General features: G+C 44.7%; 17 protein-coding genes. 10 read left to right on the top strand and 7 right to left on the bottom strand.

The genetic code is table 11. The features are described 5' to 3' along the window. The first annotated feature begins 200 nt into the window (after positions 1-200). The 6 genes from L1D37_RS07725 (at position 201) to L1D37_RS07700 (ending at position 5,755) form a co-directional block, all read left to right on the top strand. Positions 201-2,039, top strand: coding sequence for a PTS ascorbate-specific subunit IIBC (locus L1D37_RS07725; protein ID WP_239847458.1), 1,839 nt, complete (start codon positions 201-203; stop codon positions 2,037-2,039). Between the two features lie 65 nt (positions 2,040-2,104). Continuing rightward, a complete protein-coding gene (locus L1D37_RS07720; RefSeq protein ID WP_019827025.1) occupies positions 2,105-2,572 on the top strand; it encodes a PTS sugar transporter subunit IIA in 468 nt (155 codons plus the stop codon). 10 nt (positions 2,573-2,582) lie between these two features. Continuing rightward, positions 2,583-3,281, top strand: coding sequence for an L-ribulose-5-phosphate 4-epimerase (locus L1D37_RS07715; protein WP_210468325.1), 699 nt, complete (start codon positions 2,583-2,585; stop codon positions 3,279-3,281). Between the two features lie 110 nt (positions 3,282-3,391). Next, positions 3,392-4,213 (top strand): pyridoxal phosphatase, encoded by an 822-nt coding sequence (locus L1D37_RS07710; protein WP_239847457.1) that lies wholly within the window; start codon positions 3,392-3,394, stop codon positions 4,211-4,213. Positions 4,214-4,217: 4 nt separating this feature from the next. After that, the gene (locus L1D37_RS07705) at positions 4,218-4,865 is read left to right on the top strand and encodes a 3-keto-L-gulonate-6-phosphate decarboxylase UlaD (protein WP_009845897.1); all 648 of its coding nucleotides are present in this window, start codon (positions 4,218-4,220) and stop codon (positions 4,863-4,865) included. 8 nt (positions 4,866-4,873) lie between these two features. Further along, positions 4,874-5,755 carry an L-ribulose-5-phosphate 3-epimerase gene (locus L1D37_RS07700; RefSeq protein WP_239847456.1) on the top strand — a complete coding sequence of 294 codons (882 nt, stop codon included), beginning with the start codon at positions 4,874-4,876 and terminating at the stop codon, positions 5,753-5,755. Positions 5,756-5,917: 162 nt separating this feature from the next. On the opposite strand, the gene L1D37_RS07695 is transcribed toward L1D37_RS07700, so the two are convergent. Beyond that, positions 5,918-6,127, bottom strand: a complete 210-nt coding sequence (locus L1D37_RS07695) for a hypothetical protein (RefSeq protein WP_009845895.1) — start codon at positions 6,125-6,127, stop codon at positions 5,918-5,920. 282 nt (positions 6,128-6,409) lie between these two features. Here L1D37_RS07695 and L1D37_RS07690 point away from each other — a divergent pair, with 282 nt between their 5' ends. From L1D37_RS07690 to L1D37_RS07680, 3 genes are all read left to right on the top strand, one after another. Beyond that, the gene (locus L1D37_RS07690; protein ID WP_239847455.1) at positions 6,410-7,582 is read left to right on the top strand and encodes a glycerate kinase; all 1,173 of its coding nucleotides are present in this window, start codon (positions 6,410-6,412) and stop codon (positions 7,580-7,582) included. Between the two features lie 288 nt (positions 7,583-7,870). Then, entirely contained in the window at positions 7,871-9,322 is a 1,452-nt protein-coding gene (locus L1D37_RS07685) for a catalase (protein WP_123309551.1), read from the top strand. A gap of 217 nt (positions 9,323-9,539) precedes the next feature. After that, positions 9,540-10,412 carry a patatin family protein gene (locus L1D37_RS07680; RefSeq protein WP_239847454.1) on the top strand — a complete coding sequence of 291 codons (873 nt, stop codon included), beginning with the start codon at positions 9,540-9,542 and terminating at the stop codon, positions 10,410-10,412. 100 nt (positions 10,413-10,512) lie between these two features. On the opposite strand, the gene L1D37_RS07675 is transcribed toward L1D37_RS07680, so the two are convergent. The 3 genes from L1D37_RS07675 to L1D37_RS07665 all read right to left on the bottom strand — a co-directional run bounded on the left by L1D37_RS07675 (position 10,513) and on the right by L1D37_RS07665 (position 12,932). Further along, complete coding sequence (locus tag L1D37_RS07675; RefSeq protein WP_239847453.1) at positions 10,513-11,508, bottom strand: 2-hydroxyacid dehydrogenase; 996 nt, start codon at positions 11,506-11,508, stop codon at positions 10,513-10,515. A 225-nt stretch (positions 11,509-11,733) separates the two neighbouring features. Next, complete coding sequence (locus L1D37_RS07670) at positions 11,734-12,066, bottom strand: DUF1971 domain-containing protein (protein WP_239847452.1); 333 nt, start codon at positions 12,064-12,066, stop codon at positions 11,734-11,736. 62 nt (positions 12,067-12,128) lie between these two features. Further along, positions 12,129-12,932, bottom strand: a complete 804-nt coding sequence (locus tag L1D37_RS07665) for a ferredoxin--NADP reductase (RefSeq protein WP_239847451.1) — start codon at positions 12,930-12,932, stop codon at positions 12,129-12,131. Between the two features lie 339 nt (positions 12,933-13,271). Here L1D37_RS07665 and L1D37_RS07660 point away from each other — a divergent pair, with 339 nt between their 5' ends. Beyond that, positions 13,272-14,216, top strand: a complete 945-nt coding sequence (locus L1D37_RS07660; protein ID WP_239847450.1) for an acyltransferase — start codon at positions 13,272-13,274, stop codon at positions 14,214-14,216. Between the two features lie 110 nt (positions 14,217-14,326). Here the strand turns inward: L1D37_RS07660 and L1D37_RS07655 are convergent, their stop codons facing one another. From L1D37_RS07655 to glgX, 3 genes are all read right to left on the bottom strand, one after another. Continuing rightward, entirely contained in the window at positions 14,327-15,049 is a 723-nt protein-coding gene (locus L1D37_RS07655; protein ID WP_239847449.1) for a tRNA (adenine(22)-N(1))-methyltransferase TrmK, read from the bottom strand. Positions 15,050-15,200: 151 nt separating this feature from the next. Continuing rightward, the gene (locus tag L1D37_RS07650; RefSeq protein ID WP_176680056.1) at positions 15,201-16,943 is read right to left on the bottom strand and encodes a diguanylate cyclase; all 1,743 of its coding nucleotides are present in this window, start codon (positions 16,941-16,943) and stop codon (positions 15,201-15,203) included. Positions 16,944-17,196: 253 nt separating this feature from the next. After that, positions 17,197-19,170, bottom strand: a complete 1,974-nt coding sequence (glgX, locus tag L1D37_RS07645; protein ID WP_239847448.1) for a glycogen debranching protein GlgX — start codon at positions 19,168-19,170, stop codon at positions 17,197-17,199. Between the last annotated feature and the right edge of the window lie 266 nt (positions 19,171-19,436).

Genomic DNA, 19,436 nt, shown 5'->3' with positions numbered 1-19,436 from the left:
TTAAATAATTTATTGTTTTTGTGTGTGATCCCAAGCTCAATTAGGCGTATTCCTAGTGTGGTTAATTGACATAAATCAAAGTAATCACAAGTGAGCATTGAATGATTACTTTTGATTGATAAAGTCTAGTTCGTGAGCAAAACTTAGAATCATCACATCCTACAAATCATTAAAATTAAAAACTAACCAGGGGTAAAGATATGGAATTCTTATATGATATTTTCTATATTTTTTACAGTCAGGTAATGACCAAAGCACCGTTGCTACTCGGTCTTGTTACTTGTCTCGGCTACATCCTTTTAAAACGTGACGCAACAACTGTTATCTCCGGCTCTATAAAAACCATCGTTGGTTTCATGATAGTGCAGGTAGGTGCGGGAACATTGGTAGCGGGTTTCAAACCAGTTATTGAAAAAATGAGTGAAATACATGGATTGACGGGGTCGGTGATTGACCCGTACACCTCCATGATGTCCACCATGGAAACCATGGGCGACAATTACTCTTGGGTTGGGTATGCAGTATTACTGGCACTTGGGCTGAACATTCTTCTTGTTGCCTTCCGTCGTATTACAGGTATCAGAACCATCATGCTGACTGGACATATCATGTTCCAGCAAGCTGGCCTTATTGCTGTTTTCTACTTCGTGCTTGGCGCAAGCATGTGGGAAACCATCATTTACTCTGCAATATTGATGGCGTTGTACTGGGGTATTTCGTCAAACATCATGTTCAAGCCGACTCAAGAAGTCACTGGCGGTGCGGGTTTCTCGATTGGTCACCAACAACAGTTTGCTTCATGGGTAGCCACCAAGGTTGCACCGAAGCTTGGCGACAAGAACGACAGTGTTGACCACATCAAACTGCCTAAGTGGTTACACATTTTCCACGACAGTATCGCTGCAACAACGTTAGTGATGACTGGCTTCTTCGGCATTATTCTTCTTTCGTTCGGTCTTGATAACCTTCAAGACATGGCAGGCAAGACTCACTGGCTTATCTACATTTTCGAAACGGGTTTGAAATTCGCAGTGGCGATTCAAGTTATCGTAACCGGCGTTCGTATGTTCGTAGCTGAATTGTCTGAGGCCTTTAACGGTATCTCACAACGTCTTATTCCAAACGCTGTTTTAGCAATCGATTGTGCGGCTATTTATGCCTACTCACCGAACGCAATGGTATTCGGTTTCATGTGGGGTGCAGTGGGTCAATTTACGGCAGTGCTTGCAATGCTCGCGTTTGACGCACCAATCATGATCATCCCTGGCTTTATCCCAATGTTCTTCTCGAACGCAACCATCGGCGTGTTTGCTAACCACTTTGGTGGCTGGAAAGCGGTGATGAAGATCTGTTTCGTGATGGGCATCATCGAAGTGGTTGGCTCTGCGTGGGCAATCCATATCTTCGCTCAATCAGGTACTGAGTTTAATGGCTGGATGGGCATGGCTGACTGGGCTCTAGTATTCCCACCAATCATGCAAGGTATCTCAAGCTCTAGCATGTTCTTCTTTGTGATTTTGGCTTTGGCTGGCATCTACATGTACTTCGCTTCTAAGCAACTACGAGCTGAAGAAGACGCAGAAGCTGCTGCTGAAACAATGACTGCCGTAACGCCTGAAGGCATTGAGGTTGAAGTTGCGGTACCACAACAATCGACAGCAACCACTGAAACACCATCGGCTTCTGCAACGGCTACTTCTATAACATCAGAAAATCGAGTGTCGCCAGCAGCTGAGCAGAAACCAGTTCGCGTCTTAGTGTGCTGTGGTTCTGGGCAAGGTTCTTCAATGATGTGCTCTAAGAAAATCAAAGAGTACTTGGACAAGAAAGGCATCCCAAGCACGACATTCAACAGCGCTATCACGGATTACAAATCGCACCTTGGCTCATTCGACATCATCGTTACTTCGGTTGCTCTTGCAGCGAAGATCACGGGGCTTCCTGAGGGCAAACAGCAGTTAGCAGTGAAGAACATGATTATGGTGAAAACCTTCGGCGACGAGCTGGTTTCCATCATCGAGAATAACTTCCACAAATAATGAAAATGGCTCAGTGGCATAGCGCTACTGAGCCAATAAAAACAATTATATAAGTGAGCAATAACATGAACCTAAAAGAATCTCTTATCCAGAACAACTCTATCCTACTCAACGCTAAAGCGGCTGACTGGAAAGCGGCGATCAAGCTTGGGACTGATGCATTGGTGAAAGCGGGTATTGCAGAAGAGCGTTACTACGACGCGATTACCAAAGCGATTGGTGAAGAAGGTCCTTATATCTGTATTCACGATGCGTTCGCACTGCCGCATTGCCGCCCTGAAGACGGTGTTATTCGTACTGGGTTTGCACTAACTGTACTTGAAACGCCAATCATGTTTGAAGGTGTTGATGAGCCTGTAGATGTGTTGATCACGCTAGCGGGTAAAGACTCAGAAGAGCACATCGAAGGCACCATGCAAGTGGCGAACTTGATTGAATTCGATGAAGACTTCTCGAAACTTCGTGCATGCAAAAGCCCAGAAGAAGTGGCGCGTTTAATTGATGCTGCATTGCTTCAAGCGGAAGCGGCGTAAGGAGGCAACGATGTCTAAATATAGCCAATTGAAACAACGTGTTTTAGAAGCCAATTTGCAACTTCCTAAATACGGTTTGGTGACTTTCACTTGGGGAAACGTCTCTGAGTTTGACCGTGCTAACGGCGTAATAGCCATTAAACCATCGGGTGTCGAGTACTGCGACATGACCGCTGAAGATATGGTCGTCGTCGATCTAGAAGGCAACATTGTTGAAGGGAAGCTTAACCCTTCAAGTGACACAGCGACTCACTTAGAGCTGTACAAAGCTTTCCCTGAGGTCAGTGGCATTGTTCATACGCATTCACGCAGTGCCACGATTTGGGCGCAAGCCGGTATCGACATTCCAGCTTTGGGCACCACGCATGCAGACTACTTCTACGGTGATATCCCATGTACGCGTCGTTTATCTCACTCTGAAATCTCTGAAGAGTACGAGAAAAATACCGGCCTAGTGATCATTGAAGAGTTCCAGCAGCGCCGAATTGATCCTATGGCAGTTCCAAGCGTGATTGTCGCAGGACATGCGCCATTTTCTTGGGGTAAAGACGCTAACGACGCCGTTCATAACGCGGTGGTACTAGAGGAAGTATCTGCAATGGCATTGGCAACGCGCACCTTGAACAGCGGCATCAAAATTCAGCCAGAGCTTTCCGACAAACACTACCTGCGTAAGCATGGTGAAAATGCTTATTACGGCCAACAGTAAATCGGCTTTTGTTTAAGTAAGCCGTTTAAATTTGCCGTTCAACGAGTTTCGATTCTAAGTAGTTTCAATATTGATTAGGCCTGATTTCAGGGAATAAGTGAGAGGATTCTATGTATAAAGTGCTGGCGTTAGATCTCGATGGAACCGTGTTAAAGGATGATCACACGATTCATCCAGAGGTAAAAAAGGCGATTCAAGAAGCCAAAAAAAGTTGTCATGTCGTGATTGTTACAGGTCGACACCACACAGCTGCGCGACCTTACTACTACGAATTGGGATTAGATACGCCAATCATCTGCTGTAACGGCACTTATGTTTATGACTATCAGACTGAAACGGTACTGACTCAAAACGCCATAGAGAAAGATAAGGCGCTTACCTTCATCGATATGGCTGACGAGTTTCAACTCAAAATGGTCATGTACATCACACATGCTATGACGTACTCACAGTACAACCCATTTGCTTACATGCTGGCGTTGGAAAGCTGGGCTGAAACCGCACCGGAGGAACACAGACCTCAAATATACCAAGTGGAATCATTCACTGAAGTGGCTCAGCAAGCCGAACATGTTTGGAAGTTTGTGGTGGAAGGCAGCCAAGACTCGGTAGACCGTTTAATGCAACACCCATGGATAGAAGAGAACTTCAACGGTGAGCGTTCTTGGTCAAACCGAATTGATTTTTCTGCGAAAGGTAACAGTAAGGGCCTACGCCTTGCTGAATACATCGCAGACCTAGGTTACCAACCGACTGACGTGATTGCCGTCGGCGATAACCACAATGACATTTCCATGCTTAAGTACGCCGGATTAGGCGTAGCGATGCTCAATGCTGATGACATCGTCAAGTCACACGTTCAGTGCGTGTGCTCAACAGATAACAACCATGACGGCTTAGCCCGTCTAATACGTGAACAAATTAAAGGATAACAACATGACTAAACCAATGATTCAGATCGCCCTAGACCAAACAAACCTTCCTGCTGCCATTGAAGTGGCAAACAACGTTGAAAGCTTTGTTGATGTAATTGAAGTAGGCACTATTTTGGCGTTTGCAGAAGGAATGACGGCGGTTTCTACGCTTCGTAAGAATCACCCAGACCATATCCTTGTGTGTGACATGAAAACAACAGATGGTGGCGCGATTTTGGCTCGCATGGCATTCGAAGCCGGTGCTGATTGGATAACAGTTTCTGCGGCTGCACACATCGCAACCATTGGTGCATGTAAGAAAGTCGCTGACGAATTTAACGGTGAAATCCAAATCGAAATTTACGGCAACTGGACAATGGATGACGCTCAATCTTGGGTCGACCTAGGTATTTCACAAGCGATTTACCACCGTTCTCGTGACGCTGAATTAGCGGGTGTGGGTTGGACAGAAGAGGATCTTGTGAAGATGCGTGCATTATCTGAAATGGGCATCGAGCTTTCTATCACAGGGGGCATCGTGCCTGAAGACCTATACCTATTTGAAGGAATTAAAGCGAAAACCTTTATCGCGGGTCGCGCACTTGCGGGTGACAAAGGTAAAGAAACAGCAGAAGCACTAAAAGCTCAGATCGATCGCTACTGGAACTAGGAGGCGTTATGTATCAAAACTTGTTACGCCACCGTGTAGGGCTTTATGAAAAGGCCCTACCTAACGAACTTAGCTGGGAAGATAAGCTGGCAACAACCAAAGAACTCGGCTTTGATTTTCTTGAGATATCGGTAGATGAATCAGACGAGCGCCGCAGCCGCTTAGATTGGAATGACGAGGAAGTGTATGCCCTACGTCGCCTGTGTGAAAAGCATGGTGTACCTCTGCAATCCATGTGTTTAAGCGCGCATCGCAAGTTCCCATTTGGTTCAGCAGATCCGGCGATTCGTGAACAAGCGGTTATCCATATGGAGAAGGCTATCTCGTTGGCTTACAAATTGGGTATTCGTACCATCCAACTGGCTGGATATGACGTCTACTATGAGCCTGCTGATAAAGTAACTCACCAGAGGTTCATTGAAGGAATGAAGCTTTCGGCGCAGTTGGCTGAAAGATCGGGCCTAATGCTTGCCGTGGAAATCATGGACACCGATTACCTGAACTCTTTGAGTAAGTTCGAAGTGCTGAGTCGCGAAGTTAATTCACCGTATTTCACGGCGTATCCGGATGTGGGCAATATCTCTGGTTGGAATTACGACATAGTGACTGAGCTAAAACTGAGTAAGCCTCATATCACTCAGATCCACCTCAAAGACACGTATAAAGTGACTGACGAGTACAAAGGGCAATTCCGAGACTTAGTGATTGGTGATGGTGAAGTTGACTTCAATGCCATTTTTGAAACGTTGAAAGAGACTGAGTGCGTTGTACCACTCGTGATCGAGATGTGGGCTCAAGATGAATGCTGGAAAGAGAATATACTTACGGCACAAAAACGCTTGAATGAAGTGTGTGTTCAGACGGGTGTTCCGATGTTGTTTGACCACTAGCTCTATTTAGGATGCTTAACGAGTTTCTCTTTGCGTTCTCCATGTTCCTAACGAAAAGAGAAAATGCAGCATATTGCCCCCAATATGCTGCATTTTTATATCAACATGTCGCTCTAAACTTTTGAAGCTGAGGTTCTGTCAATGTCGAAATAGTGGCTGCGTTTAAACAGCGATCGTCACGTGATCACGACCCACTTCAGCCATCTGAATGAGGTAGTCCGTGTGGTATTTCTTCTTGATAACGATTTGGCTACCGATTTCAGCAACAATCTTTACCACTTCTAACGCATCAGAAGGATGCAATGAAGAGTCTTTTGAAATTTCGATATTAACGCCTAAATTAGCCAATTTGATGATGTCGCTAGAATGCATGGTCGTGTCCAAGGTATTTGATTTTGGTGGACTATATCATTATCGATTTATTTAACTCTACTCTACCAAGTCTAAAGTTTCGGTCGATGTTCTCAAACTATGATTCCAATATGTAAGTAGTCGATCTCTCTCACAAACTGGGTGGTTCAATCTCTGCAACGTGATGAGTCTACTAATTCCTTTATATACTGCCCCTATTGCTTGATTGGCTTGCTAATCTGACATAGGGGCATTTTTGGATCGGCAACCTATCAAAATTATTATTCCTTTGGATTTATCAGTATGAAAATTGTTATTGCACCAGACTCGTTTAAAGAATCTTTATCGGCGGTATCGGTGGCGGCGTGTATTGAAAAGGGCTTTCGTGAAATCTTCCCAGACGCTGACTATGTGACCTTACCTTTGGCCGACGGAGGAGAGGGGACAGTAGATGTGTTGCTGCAAGGTTTAGTGGGGCAGAAGCTAACCCACCAAGTAGAAGGGCCGCTGGGTGAGCTTGTAAACGCAGAATGGGCAATGCTTGAACCGTCAGCGCGTAATCCAAACAAAACCGCACTGATTGAGATTGCCGCAGCATCTGGATTGGATTTACTGACGCCAGCCCAACGAGCTCCTTTGGTTGCCTCTTCTTTCGGTACTGGGCAACTGATATTAGAAGCGATAGAGCAGGGTGCTCAAACTATTATTCTTGGATTAGGTGGCAGTGCGACCAATGATGGTGGAGCGGGTATTGTTAAAGCGTTAGGTGGGACACTGTTAGATAATGCGGGGCAAGAGCTTAGCCGAGGTGGTGCTGCGCTAGCGGAGTTAGCATCTATTGACCTAACAGGTCTAGATTCACGCTGTGCTGATATAAAGTTGATTGTCGCGTGTGATGTGGATAATCCGCTGTGTGGTGAAAACGGTGCCAGCCATATATTCGGTCCACAAAAAGGCGCAAGTCCAGAACAAGTTGTGATGCTGGATAAAGCGCTTGCGAACTTTGCTCACGTAGCTGAGATGCAGAGTTGTGTTAGTGGCGATGAACCCGTTCATAAGCGCACTGGTTATGGCGCGGCTGGTGGCACGCCTATGGGACTTGGCTTGCTATTCAATATGCAGATTAAACCCGGCATTGAGATGGTACTCGATGTTTTACAAGCCGATGAAGTGTTGAAAGGCGCAGACCTTGTGATTACCGGTGAAGGGCAAATGGACAACCAAACCCTGCAAGGCAAAACGCCTTATGGCATTGCTAAACGTGCGAGCTTGCAAGGTATTCCGACTATAGGGATTGCCGGATCATTAGGTATTGACGTCGAAGCCTTATATGGTGAAATGAGCAGCTTGTTCGGGACCGTAAGATCGCCACAAACTTTAGGAAAAGTATTACAAGAGGCAGAGCTTAACTTAACGAGAACGGCAAGAAATATCGCTGCGACTTTACGGTTAGGTCACAAAATATCGAAAAATTAGTGAGTTATGATGAAAAAGGGAGAACCTTGGAACTAGTTCATGAAGTCATGTAAGTTCATGATTATTATATTCTAAATATTATTATCAATATTGAATGATTATGATTTAGATCATTAATTCGATAGGTTTTATCCATGATAACGATAATTACAAACGATTATATTTTACTTTGAGTCAGGCTTATTCTATATCCTTAATTGCTGCGTGGTTTTGTCTGATGAATAACCACCATACAGAAGTGAAGGTGCAGCAAAGATGCTGTACCTAAATGGTAATAAGGAATTGATGATGAGTAAAAAACTAACTACAGCTGCGGGTTGTCCTGTTGCTCATAACCAGAATGTTCAAACTGCGGGTAAACGTGGCCCACAACTTCTTCAAGATGTTTGGTTTTTGGAGAAGTTGGCCCACTTTGACCGCGAAGTGATTCCAGAGCGTCGTATGCACGCGAAAGGCTCAGGTGCTTATGGCACATTTACCGTTACACACGACATCACAAAGTACACCAAGGCAAAACTGTTCTCTGAAGTGGGTAAAAAAACCGACTTGTTTGCACGTTTTACGACAGTTGCGGGCGAGCGCGGCGCGGCTGATGCAGAGCGTGATATTCGTGGTTTTGCATTGAAGTTCTATACCGAAGAAGGTAACTGGGACATGGTAGGTAACAACACGCCCGTGTTCTTCTTACGTGACCCTCTTAAATTCCCAGATCTAAACCATGCCGTGAAACGCGACCCGCGCACTAATATGCGCAGCGCAAAGAACAACTGGGATTTCTGGACCTCTCTACCTGAAGCGCTTCACCAAATTACTATTGTGATGAGTGATCGTGGTATCCCTGCGACTTACCGCCATATGCACGGTTTTGGTAGCCACACATTCAGTTTTATTAACGCAGACAACGAACGTTTCTGGGTTAAGTTCCACTTCAAATCTCAGCAAGGTATTAAGAACTTGTCGGATGCAGAAGCGGCACAAGTGATCGGCGATGACCGCGAAAGTCACCAACGTGATTTGCTAGACAGCATCGATAACCAAGACTTCCCTAAATGGACACTGAAAGTACAGGTGATGCCAGAAGCGGATGCGGCAAAAGTACCATACAACCCATTCGATCTGACTAAGATCTGGCCACACGCAGATTACCCATTGATTGAAGTGGGTGAGTTTGAGTTGAACCGTAACCCACAAAACTTCTTCGCTGAAGTTGAGCAGTCTGCATTCAACCCTGCAAACGTGGTTCCGGGTATCAGCTTCTCACCAGACAAGATGCTGCAGGGTCGCCTGTTTGCTTACGGTGATGCACAGCGCTACCGTTTAGGTGTTAACCATCAGCATATCCCAGTGAACGCACCTCGTTGCCCTGTACACAGCTACCACCGTGATGGTGCGATGCGTGTTGACGGTAACTTTGGTAGCACACTAGGCTATGAGCCAAACAATGAAGGTCAATGGGCAGAGCAACCAGACTTTGCAGAACCAGCATTGAACTTGGATGGTGCGGCAGCGCACTGGGATCACCGCGAAGATGAAGATTACTTCTCACAACCGGGTGACCTATTCCGTTTGATGACACCAGAAAAACAAGCAATTCTGTTTGATAACACAGCTCGTAACCTAGGCGGCGTACCTAAAGAGATTCAACTGCGTCACCTAAGACACTGTTACAAAGCCGACCCAGCATACGGCGAAGGCATTGGTAAACTGCTTGAAATCGATGTAAGCGAATTTAAGTCGTAATCAATAAACTTGATTAGTTAAATGAAAGGCCGTTGAGTGAATCACTCAATGGCCTTTTTTGATCTTGCTGCTCATCAAATCACCCTAAATCATTGAAAAGTTGAACTATCTATATTGATAGCTTTTACCTATCGAATTGATAAATCTATCCCATTATCTTTATAAGATGGACGGGATTATCCTACGGCTATCAGTTTATAAAGTAGTAGAGTTTGAGATGAGTAAAAGCGCATTAATCGTTGAAGGTGGGGCAATGAGAGGCATCTTCGCTGCCGGAGTGTTGGACGCCTTTATGGAAGACGATTTCCGTCCTTATGATTTTGCCATTGGCGTATCTGCGGGTGTGTCCAATTTGGTTGGTTACTTATCTCAAGCGCCCAAACGCAGCTACAACGTGATCACCACGATGGCGACCGATAAAACCTTCTTCAACCCAGCTCGTTTTGCCAAGGGTGGTAACTTGGTGGACGTGAAGTGGCTATGGAATGAATCAAACCAACGCTACCCGCTTGATTGTGGTGAGATGTTTTCAAGTATCCCACTGATTGCCGCTGTGACGAATGTGGATACAGGCAGTGCCGATTATTATCACATTAAGCCTGAAAACCTGTCTAATGTGGTTGAAGCAACAACGGCGTTACCCATCGCTTACCGTGAAACACCGTGTTTCTCTGGTGGTTGTTATACCGATGGTGGTGTCGCGGATTCGATTCCGGTTCGTGAAGCATACCGCCGAGGTGCGCGCGATATTACCGTGATTCTATCTCACCCTCTGAGCTACCGAATGAAGCCGCAGAAGTATCAATGGATGCTGAAAAAGCTGTTAAAGAAATTCCCAAACATTGCCGAATCGATGGCGGTGCGTGCCGAAAACTACAACCAATCTTTAGAGTTCATTCGTAACCCTCCAAAAGATGCGACCATTAAGGTGATAGCGCCACCTGAGGCGTTCGCGGTTAAGCGACTGACTATGGATCAAAGCATCTTGGATGCAGGTTATGAGATGGGCGTGAAGGCAGGAGAAGAGCATCTGGCTATTAGAAAAGGTACTTACGGATTAGACATCGAGGATTGCCACTTCTGCATCTAGTTCTGTTTACTATACAGGCATGAACCAAAAAGCCACGCTGTTCACTTAGGAATAGCGTGGCTTTGTATTTGTAGATCTAGTTTGTTATTAAATCAGCTCGTTATTGAACAAGTTCGTTGCCGCTGGTGTTGCCTGCAAAGAAAGCGTCAACGCTGGTTAGGGTTGTATTGGCAATGTTGAACAGAGCATCTTTGGTCAAGAAAGCTTGGTGACCTGTGAACAGCACGTTGTGACAAGCAGATAGACGACGGAATACGTCATCGACAATCACATCGTTAGACTTGTCTTGGAAGAACAGCTCTTTCTCGTTGTCGTAAACATCAAGGCCAAGCGCACCGATCTTACTCTGTTTTAGTGCTTCAATTGCTGCCGTTGAATCTAGCAGTTCACCACGGCTAGTGTTAACGATCATCACGCCATCTTTCATTTTCTCAAATGCAGTCGCATCCAACAGATGGTAGTTCTCTTTGCTCATTGGGCAGTGCAGAGAAATTACGTCAGACTCTTGATAAAGCTCATCCAGTTCTACGTATTTAGCACCTAGTTCAACGGCTAATGGGTTTGGATATGGATCGTAGCATAGGATGTTCATGCCCAAACCTTTCAGAATGCGCATCGTTGCTAGGCCGATCTTACCTGAACCAATCACACCAACGGTTTTACCGTGGAAGTTAAAGCCTACCAAGCCTTCAAGGGAGAAGTTCGCATCACGAGTGCGTTGGTATGCCTTGTGCAGTTTACGGTTCAAACACATCATCATACCTACTGTGTGCTCTGCTACCGATTCCGGTGAATAAGCAGGAACGCGAACCACTTGCAGGCCAAACTCTTTGGCTGCGTCTAGATCGACTTTATCAAAGCCTGCACAACGCATCGCAATCAGTTTTGTGCCGCCTTGTGCAAGAATCTCTAGCACGTCTCGTGATAGGTCGTCGTTTACAAATGCACAAACCACTTCGTTGTCGTGTGCCATTTTTGCTGTGGTTGTAGTGAGGCGAAAATCATGGAAATGAAACTCAGCGTTGAGTTCGCCTTTCGCTAGGTTGAATGATTTTTCGTCGTATGATTTTGAGCTAAAAAAAGCAATGTTGAGCATGGCTTCCTCTCTTACCTAAAATATAAATAACCCGTCTGTTTTATTAATCTAAAATCGGGCTAAAACTAATAACTCTGTTCAGTGTGCTAGAGTTTTTTTCTCTTGTCCATCACCATTAGTCATTGTTATTACTATGGTTATTTGGTTTTTTATCTTCACTTATTGAACACTAAAAATCACAGTACGAAGTAGCTTGCTTATAAGTTCATCAATATCGAATGGATCTTACTTTCGAGTGTTGAACATCTTCTTGGTTTCTTTTTCTGACCAGAAGTTAATGTTGAATTGCGCGTCGCCACTGAGCTCTACGCGATGCCAATATTGAGGTGGACTAGTGGCAAATTGCCCGGCTTCAATTGTGATCACTTTTTCTGGTTCTGTTGCTTCTGCATCAGCAAAGCCATAGAAGGTCACTGTGCCTTCCATTACACAGATCTGACCAAACACGCCTTCCGCGGTGTTGTGATGGTTAAGGAGTGCTGCTGGGATGTTGTCTTTGGTGAAAAACGGTGTTGAACGTTGGATTTTCCAGTGTGACGGAATACGTAAATGACTCATATAAAACCTCTTATCTGACTGTTCTTTGAAATGGGTACTTCTATGTCGTAGGTGAGCAATCTTTACCAATAGTTCTCACTACTGAATTGACCGGGCTTTCTACGTAAGTGCTTTTCGAAACCTAAGCTGGCTAGCGCTTCACTTGTGTCACGAACCATTTGCGGATTGCCGCAAAGGTAGAAGAAACTGCGGGTTTGATTGAAAGCGACAGACGCGGCTTGCTCAAGGTCGCCTCCAAGTAACAAGCTTGGGATTCGTCCGCGCAAAGTTCCGGTGACTGATTCTCTAGAAATAATTGGCACATATTTAAGTTTCCCTTGAAAGTGATCGACGAGTTGAGTGATACGGTCTCGATAAGTCAGGTCTCGTTCTGTTCTTACGGCATGTACCAAAACCAGATTTTTGAATGAAGAGGCTTTGTCTGAAGCCAATCCATTCAGTTGTTGGATCTGCATGCTTTCGAGCATTGAGATGAATGGACCAACCGCGGTTCCGGTTGAAAGCATCCATAGATCGTCGGCGATCTCTGGGATCTCATCCAATGTCATAAAGCCGCTTGGGTCTTTGCCGACAAAGATGTCATCGCCTGCCTTCAATTCATGAAGCTGAGGAGAGAGCTGACCGTTTTGATCCTTAATAATCAAAAACTCTAGATACTGATGACCTTGCTCGTGTTCCGGCGCATTAACCATTGAATAAGCACGTCTCACGAACTCATCCTCACTGTTTAGCAAACCGAGCTTAGTGAACTGGCCCGCTTGATAAGGGGAGACTGGAGCACTGACTTGGAGCGAGAACAATTGATCTGTCCATTCTGTCTTGTGTAGGACTTTTCCGGTTACTAAACCATGAGGAATATCTGTCATATCATCACCTTTAAGAAGAGAAGTTATCTCATTAAGGATACTCAACTATTTACACTTTGGAGTTGCATGTAGCATGCCAATAATGAGAATGCTTATCAATACTTACTTGGTGGATAAAATTAAATGTTTTCGTGTCAAAAAGACTTCTCTGTAAATTAGTCCAAATGACTCTTAAGTGTATTTGTTGTTTGCGTGGTGCGTTGTTTTGGGGGATCTAGAGCCGAGCTTTAGCAAAGTCTGCAGAGTGGTTTGACCCCTGAAGTATTGCACTAATAACTAAAGAGAATAATTTACAGATGCGTATAATGGCGGCTTTCGATCTCAATATAGCCGTGTTTTATGCTTGATAATCTTCGTATGGCCTTGAACGTGTTGTTCGTGACCATCAATACCGCAATGACTGCGTTTACCGTGAGCTTCTTTGGCCTCATCAAACTGATTCTGCCAATCTCTGTTGTACAAAAGTCGTGTACTCGTTTAGCTAACTTCACATTCTGGTGTTGGGCTTCGCTCAATCTTTGGATGTTAAATGTGAATAATGACATCGAGTGGCAAGTGGAAGGCGGGGAAAATATCTCGACTAAACAGTGGTATTTGATGATGTCGAATCACCTGAGCTGGGCGGATATTGTGATTTTGTCTTCTATCTTGAAAGACAAGATGCCGATGACGAAGTTCTTCCTTAAGCACGAACTGCTGTACGTGCCTTTTGTTGGCTTGGCCTGCTGGGGCTTAGATATGCCGTTCATGCGACGTCACTCACGCGAGTTTTTGCTACGCAACCCAGAGCGTCGTAATGATGATTTCGATGCCATCAACAAAGCGTGTACTAAGTTCAAGCTAGCGCCGACAACATTGGTTAACTTTGTGGAAGGGACGCGTGCTAACCACGACAAACTGGCGACAGCGAAAACTCCATACCGACACCTGTTGAAGCCAAAAACCGGCGGTGTGGCGTTTGCTCTCTCTGCAATGGGCCCAATCTTAGATGGCATTGTGGATGTCACATTGGCTTACCCTGAAAACCAAGTCTCTCCGTTTGAAGATATGCTGAAAGGCAAAATGACCAAGGTGGTGGTGCGTATTAAATTGCACCCGATGGACGAGAACGTAAACGGTAATTACTTTGAAGATAAAGCGTTTAAACGTCGCTTCCACAGTTGGTTAAACAACACGTGGAAAGAGAAAGACGCCTACCTTGATACGGTTTACGGGGTTGATACACCCTCTGAGGTTGAAACGATTGGTGAGCCCGATGCGGTTCATAAGAAACAAGAGCAGTAAACCTAAACCAAATCGGTAGCATTAAAAAAGCCGATAGTTCATTGAACTATCGGCTTTTTTATTGAATTAGGGTTACTAGAGGTAAGCGAAAAAGTTAGTGCTTACTACCATTAAATGGCTTGGTACGCATCAATGATATGTTTAACTTCACTAGGCTTACCTTGCTTCTCTTGGCCTTGATGAATACGTAAGTAGTGCTGCAGTGTTTTGGCTTTGTATTGCTGAGATACCTTCATTTTTTCATCACAACTCGGTGCCCAGATTTTGTCACCCACGTTTGATATCTCACTAACAGATCGGCTCTTTTCAGCTTCGCCTAAGTTATTGCTGACCAATAAAATTTCGTAGTAACGGCGGTTCTCTTCAATCAACACTTCGTCAATAAGGCCGAATTTGAGCGCTTTTAAATGACTTCTTAGTTCGAATTGTTGATGCACAGGGCACAGCAAGAAATCGATCGCTTTGTCTGGGTGCTGATGGTGAATATCATCGACTAGTTTCTGAGTTAGATCGCCACCCACACCCGCTATGATAACCAAGTGTCTGCCAGTGTGCTTTTCCAATGGAATCGCTGCAACATCCATGCAGTAGACTTGCCATTGGCTGGTAACCGCTTGTTGCTCTGAATTATCTTGGGGAAAGTAACGAGTTAGCTTGCCTTCCAATTCATTCATCAGAGACGGGACGATATCGACAAAGTGAATCTGAGGGGCTTTGTTATCCGACAGTAATTGAACACCCAAGAAGCCGTGATCACAGCAACAATCCCAAATATGTTGGTAGTCATTGCTGACAAGGGAATGGAGAGTTTGCAGTCGGTTACTTAGCTTCATAAGGCTCGTGTCGTTAGAAAAGGGGTATTGTCGTGTTGAACGCGCATTGTAATGACTTTCCATAAAAACAAAAGCACCTAGGGTATGAATCCTAGGTGCTTTGTTGTTCTCGGTATCGTACCAATTGTGATACGAGTGTATTAGCTCGTGTCTATGATGCTTTAGCGACAGCTCTGATATGACCTTCCACTCGATTTTTACCAAGCTGCTGGGCAATCAGTTTGGCTTGTTCCGCGAGTGCCAAAGCAGAATCACGTTCGCCTTCTATGTGCGAGAACCCGACACTGACGCCCAACGACAATGTGATGTCTGGAGTCACAATGGTTTTCTCCGCAACACCAAGTCGGCATTGATCCAGTTGGAATTTAGCATCTTTGGCATCATTCGCTTTGAACAAGACGGCAAATTCTTTACCTCCAATACGAGCTAAACAAAGTCCTTTTGGTTTAGGGAAGTAAGAACGTAGCGCTTCTGCAGTCAGCTTGATCATCTTGTCACCAACCGCTTCACCGTAAGCTCGGTTTACGTGGTCAAAGTTGTCAATATCAAGCAAAGCGACATAGGTGTCGGGCTCGTTTACGTAGTTCTCGACCGCAATGTTGAAACTGCTTTTATTGTCTAACTGTGTCATCAGGTCTTTACTGCTTAATTGATGTTGAAGCAGCAAGTTAGATAACGAGACTTCGGTGTAATCTCTGATCATTCGTAGAATGCTCTGACTGATCGGTAAGTTAGCGTTTAGGTAAATCACCGCGATTAATTGTTTACGAGAGTACAAAGGAATGCAGTAATGACGTTGGTGTATTTTGAGTTTACGCGCCAGTGGGTCGGCGTACTTTCCGTTTCTGTAAGCCATGGTGTCTGGGGCAAAGCGCTCCGCTAAGGCATCATCACAATACACCGTTGACTTGTTTCCGTGGTAGTCGATGGTACTGAATGAGTGGCTCTCAGGCTGATACAGACAGAATTGGATGCCTTTATGATAGGTAAAGCTATCTAAGATGGATTTCAACTTCCGCTTAAAGCTAGCAAGATCTTCCACTTTATTCAGTCGAGACAAAGAGACGTTTAAACGGTAAGCCAGATAGTTTGCGCCAATCCATAACAGAAGCAGGGAGCCAAGCACCACGCCCGTTAATGTAAATTGGTGCGAGCTGGTTAGGATGTCATGGCGATCAGTGCCTGCGATGAATACCCAGTTCAAGCTGTTGTCAGCGTCAAATACCGATATTTTGAAGTTATCTTGATAGTAGTATTCGTGTTTACCGACGGTTTCACCGAGTGAGAGTTGATGGCTGATTCCTGCATGATAGCTGATGGACTTAGAGCCGATACGTTTCGGGTCAGGGTGAAAAACCAGTCGTTCTGTTGCTCTATCCACCACGAACACATAACCATGGTTAAGGGTCTTTAAATCTCTTAAGCCTTGCGTGGTGTGCAGAAGATCAAACTCAATCCATATTTCCTCATTCAACCTTTCGGCAGTGTGTTTAACGGCGAATACCCAACGACCATCTGCCTTTTGGTAAACGGAAGAGATATAGAAGTCTTCAACAACACTGTCTATTGAATGCCACTGTATTGTTGATATCTGTTCATTTGATAGAGGCAGGCCTCGAGTGGAAATATAGTTTTGAGATTGAGGTTGGTATCGAATGATGTCAGAGAAGTTAGGTGTTCTTTTTAGAATATTATCGCTGAGTTCGCGGAATTTTTTGTCATCAAAGCTGGTGGCTTGAGGTAAACCTAGGCTGGTTTCTAGGAAGTAAAGCTTGCCAAATACCGCTTCGATATTGGAACGAATAGTGGAGCTAGCAATGCGGATATTTGATGATGATTGGTTGGTTGCTGCAGTCTCTACTTTTTCTAATTGAGCTGCCGCTAGGTAAAGCATTCCTCCGGTTAATAAGAGTATGTATGGTTTGAAAAGCCGAATAAGTGTTTTAGGTAAAGCCATGATATCCAAAGACGTAATAGATTCATTTTTATAGTACGGCCATACTAAACAGTTTTCTTAATCACAGCAATGCAAATGATTCCATATAAAAGAATGAGTTTTGTGATATTCAGCTAACAAAAAAGCCAGCTACAAACATAACTGGCTTTTATGATTTTTGGTGTTTTATTGAGCTGGCTTAGCTTTTAACTTAGATTGACTCAGTCTTACTTGGCGAATAATGCAAAATAGCCATCGACGTTGGCGATAACAGCATTTCACCTTCAGCATGACCCGGTTTTACATTTCTCAGGTTTGTATCACAAATGGTCACCCAGTTTTGATCGCGATCCTTAGGTAATGCGAAGCGTGCAGGGGCGTTGGTTTGGTTGATGAGATAAATCAACTCGTCACCGTCTTTGCCAATTCCCAAGTGTAGTGCTACCGAGCTTAAACGGTTCCAATCATCATGTTCCATCAGTGTGCCATCGACACGGCTCCAGAAGATGCGGTTAGAGTTACGTTTTTCGCCACTGAATGCCTTAATAAATGGCACCATGTATTGCTGACGAGCAGAAATCATTTCCGACAGCCAAGTCTTGAAGTAAGTCTTGCGCTCAGAGTCTTCCCAGTTAAGCCAACTTGTCACACCATCTTGGCAGTAAGCGTTGTTGTTGCCCTTTTGAGTATGCGATAACACGTCTGCTGTCAGGATATGTGGGATACCGAAGGCAAACAGTAGGCTCGCCATGAAGTTACGCTTCTGCTTTTCACGGGTTGCAATAACCAATAGGTTTTCGGTCTCGCCCTCTACACCGTAGTTTTCAGAGCGGTTGTCACCGTGCCCATCGCGGTTGTTCTCACCATTTTCCTCATTGTGCTTGTGCTTGTACGAGACAAGATCTTGCATGGTGAAGCCGTCATGGTAAGTAATGTAGTTGACGGTCAATTTGTAAGGCCAGTGCGCAGCACTATAGATGTCACGTGAGCCCATTAAGCGAGTCGCAAACTCTTTCAGGTAGCCTTGATCGCCACGCCAGAAGCTACGAGTGATGTCTCTAAGCTTGTCGTTACACTCATTCCAACCTAGCGGGAAATTACCCACTTGATAACCATTAGGGCCAATATCCCACGGTTCTGCGATTAATTTGGTCTCTTTGAGTACCGGATCTTGAGCCACGGCTTTAAAGAAAGCAGCCTCAGGGTTGTAGTTGTCACCTTCGCGTCCTAGTGTCGCGGCCAAATCAAAACGGAAGCCGTCGACTTGGAACTCACTTACCCAGTAACGGAGTGTATCCATGACTAAGTTGAGTGCAGGCTGGTGGGTGAGGTCGACGGTATTGCCGCAACCAGTGAAGTTCGCGTAATGACAACCATGTTTGATGTAGTAGCGACTATCTAGCGCTTTTAGGTTGAAGGTTGTGCCGCCTTCACCGCCTTCTGCGGTGTGGTTGTAGACAACGTCGAGAATGACTTCGATACCATTGCGGTGCAGCTCACGAATCGCAGTCTTAAGCTCAGTAACCGCGTCTTTCTCTGCATAGCGAGGGTCAGGCACCATGAACAAATATGGGTTGTAACCCCAGTAGTTCACTTTCCCCATATCCAATAGGTGAGGTTCGTGCATACATGCAGCAATAGGTAAAAGTTGTAGAGAGTTGATGTTTTGCTGTTTGTAGAACGCAAGCATTTCAGGGCTGACTAATCCCAAGTAACGGCCTTTAGTGTTGGTTTCTACTTCTGGATGAAGTTGAGATAAGCCTTTTACATGGGTTTCAAATAGAACAGTCTCTTCACGGCTAATTCGCGGCTTTTCCACGTCTTGCCAATCGAAGTTGTCATCGACAACGACACATTTCGCCATCGCAAAGCTCTTCTCATTGCTATAGGGCGTGACGTAATCGAGCGGTTCGCTTATTGCTTTCGCGTACGGGTCTGAAAGCAGGATAGGGCCATTGTCTGTTTCTGCAATGAAACCGTATTTTTGTCCTGCTTTAATACCTTCAATAAATACATATCTGATATCAGCGTATTCATTTTCCAATTTATAAGTGGTGAATTCATCGTTCTCATCAAAAAGGGCGAGAGAGAGAGATTTACAGTCAGGAGAATAAATTGAGAAGTTGCAGCCAGTGTTACCTAGCGTTGCGCCTAGCGGATAAGGGCGAGCGAGCGTTCTAGTCATTGCTTGATTTCTTGTTCGTTTATCAACATCAGTGAACTATAAGTAAAAAGCTTTGTCACAGTAAGGTCAAGCAACTTCACAGAATAATTACGGTTAAAAAAATAATTCATCGATGAAGTTCAAATTATATATTTGAAGTAGATCTCACTTATGCTGAATAATTAGATCTGAGTGCTGTCTACTCCTCCTAGATTAAGTGATCTACCTCTTTAAAACACCGTTCTGTATATTTTCTACTCCCCTCTAGTCCCCCTTAATTTAGTTAG

It is taken from the genome of Vibrio sp. Isolate33, from assembly GCF_022397895.1.
In the GTDB taxonomy this organism is placed as follows: Bacteria; Pseudomonadota; Gammaproteobacteria; order Enterobacterales; family Vibrionaceae; genus Vibrio; species Vibrio pomeroyi.
The sequence above is the reverse complement of the archived record's forward strand: the minus strand, read 5'-3'. Positions and strand labels throughout refer to the sequence as shown.

Excerpts from the sequence above, each read along its gene's own strand:
- L1D37_RS07725 (WP_239847458.1), top strand. The coding sequence starts at position 201 with ATGGAATTCTTATATGATATTTTCTATATTTTTTACAGTCAGGTAATG.
- L1D37_RS07720 (WP_019827025.1), top strand. The coding sequence starts at position 2,105 with ATGAACCTAAAAGAATCTCTTATCCAGAACAACTCTATCCTACTCAAC.
- L1D37_RS07715 (WP_210468325.1), top strand. The coding sequence starts at position 2,583 with ATGTCTAAATATAGCCAATTGAAACAACGTGTTTTAGAAGCCAATTTG.
- L1D37_RS07710 (WP_239847457.1), top strand. The coding sequence starts at position 3,392 with ATGTATAAAGTGCTGGCGTTAGATCTCGATGGAACCGTGTTAAAGGAT.
- L1D37_RS07705 (WP_009845897.1), top strand. The coding sequence starts at position 4,218 with ATGACTAAACCAATGATTCAGATCGCCCTAGACCAAACAAACCTTCCT.
- L1D37_RS07700 (WP_239847456.1), top strand. The coding sequence starts at position 4,874 with ATGTATCAAAACTTGTTACGCCACCGTGTAGGGCTTTATGAAAAGGCC.
- L1D37_RS07695 (WP_009845895.1), bottom strand. The coding sequence starts at position 6,127 with ATGCATTCTAGCGACATCATCAAATTGGCTAATTTAGGCGTTAATATC.
- L1D37_RS07690 (WP_239847455.1), top strand. The coding sequence starts at position 6,410 with ATGAAAATTGTTATTGCACCAGACTCGTTTAAAGAATCTTTATCGGCG.
- L1D37_RS07685 (WP_123309551.1), top strand. The coding sequence starts at position 7,871 with ATGAGTAAAAAACTAACTACAGCTGCGGGTTGTCCTGTTGCTCATAAC.
- L1D37_RS07680 (WP_239847454.1), top strand. The coding sequence starts at position 9,540 with ATGAGTAAAAGCGCATTAATCGTTGAAGGTGGGGCAATGAGAGGCATC.
- L1D37_RS07675 (WP_239847453.1), bottom strand. The coding sequence starts at position 11,508 with ATGCTCAACATTGCTTTTTTTAGCTCAAAATCATACGACGAAAAATCA.
- L1D37_RS07670 (WP_239847452.1), bottom strand. The coding sequence starts at position 12,066 with ATGAGTCATTTACGTATTCCGTCACACTGGAAAATCCAACGTTCAACA.
- L1D37_RS07665 (WP_239847451.1), bottom strand. The coding sequence starts at position 12,932 with ATGACAGATATTCCTCATGGTTTAGTAACCGGAAAAGTCCTACACAAG.
- L1D37_RS07660 (WP_239847450.1), top strand. The coding sequence starts at position 13,272 with ATGCTTGATAATCTTCGTATGGCCTTGAACGTGTTGTTCGTGACCATC.
- L1D37_RS07655 (WP_239847449.1), bottom strand. The coding sequence starts at position 15,049 with ATGAAGCTAAGTAACCGACTGCAAACTCTCCATTCCCTTGTCAGCAAT.
- L1D37_RS07650 (WP_176680056.1), bottom strand. The coding sequence starts at position 16,943 with ATGCTTTACCTAGCGGCAGCTCAATTAGAAAAAGTAGAGACTGCAGCA.
- glgX (WP_239847448.1), bottom strand. The coding sequence starts at position 19,170 with ATGACTAGAACGCTCGCTCGCCCTTATCCGCTAGGCGCAACGCTAGGT.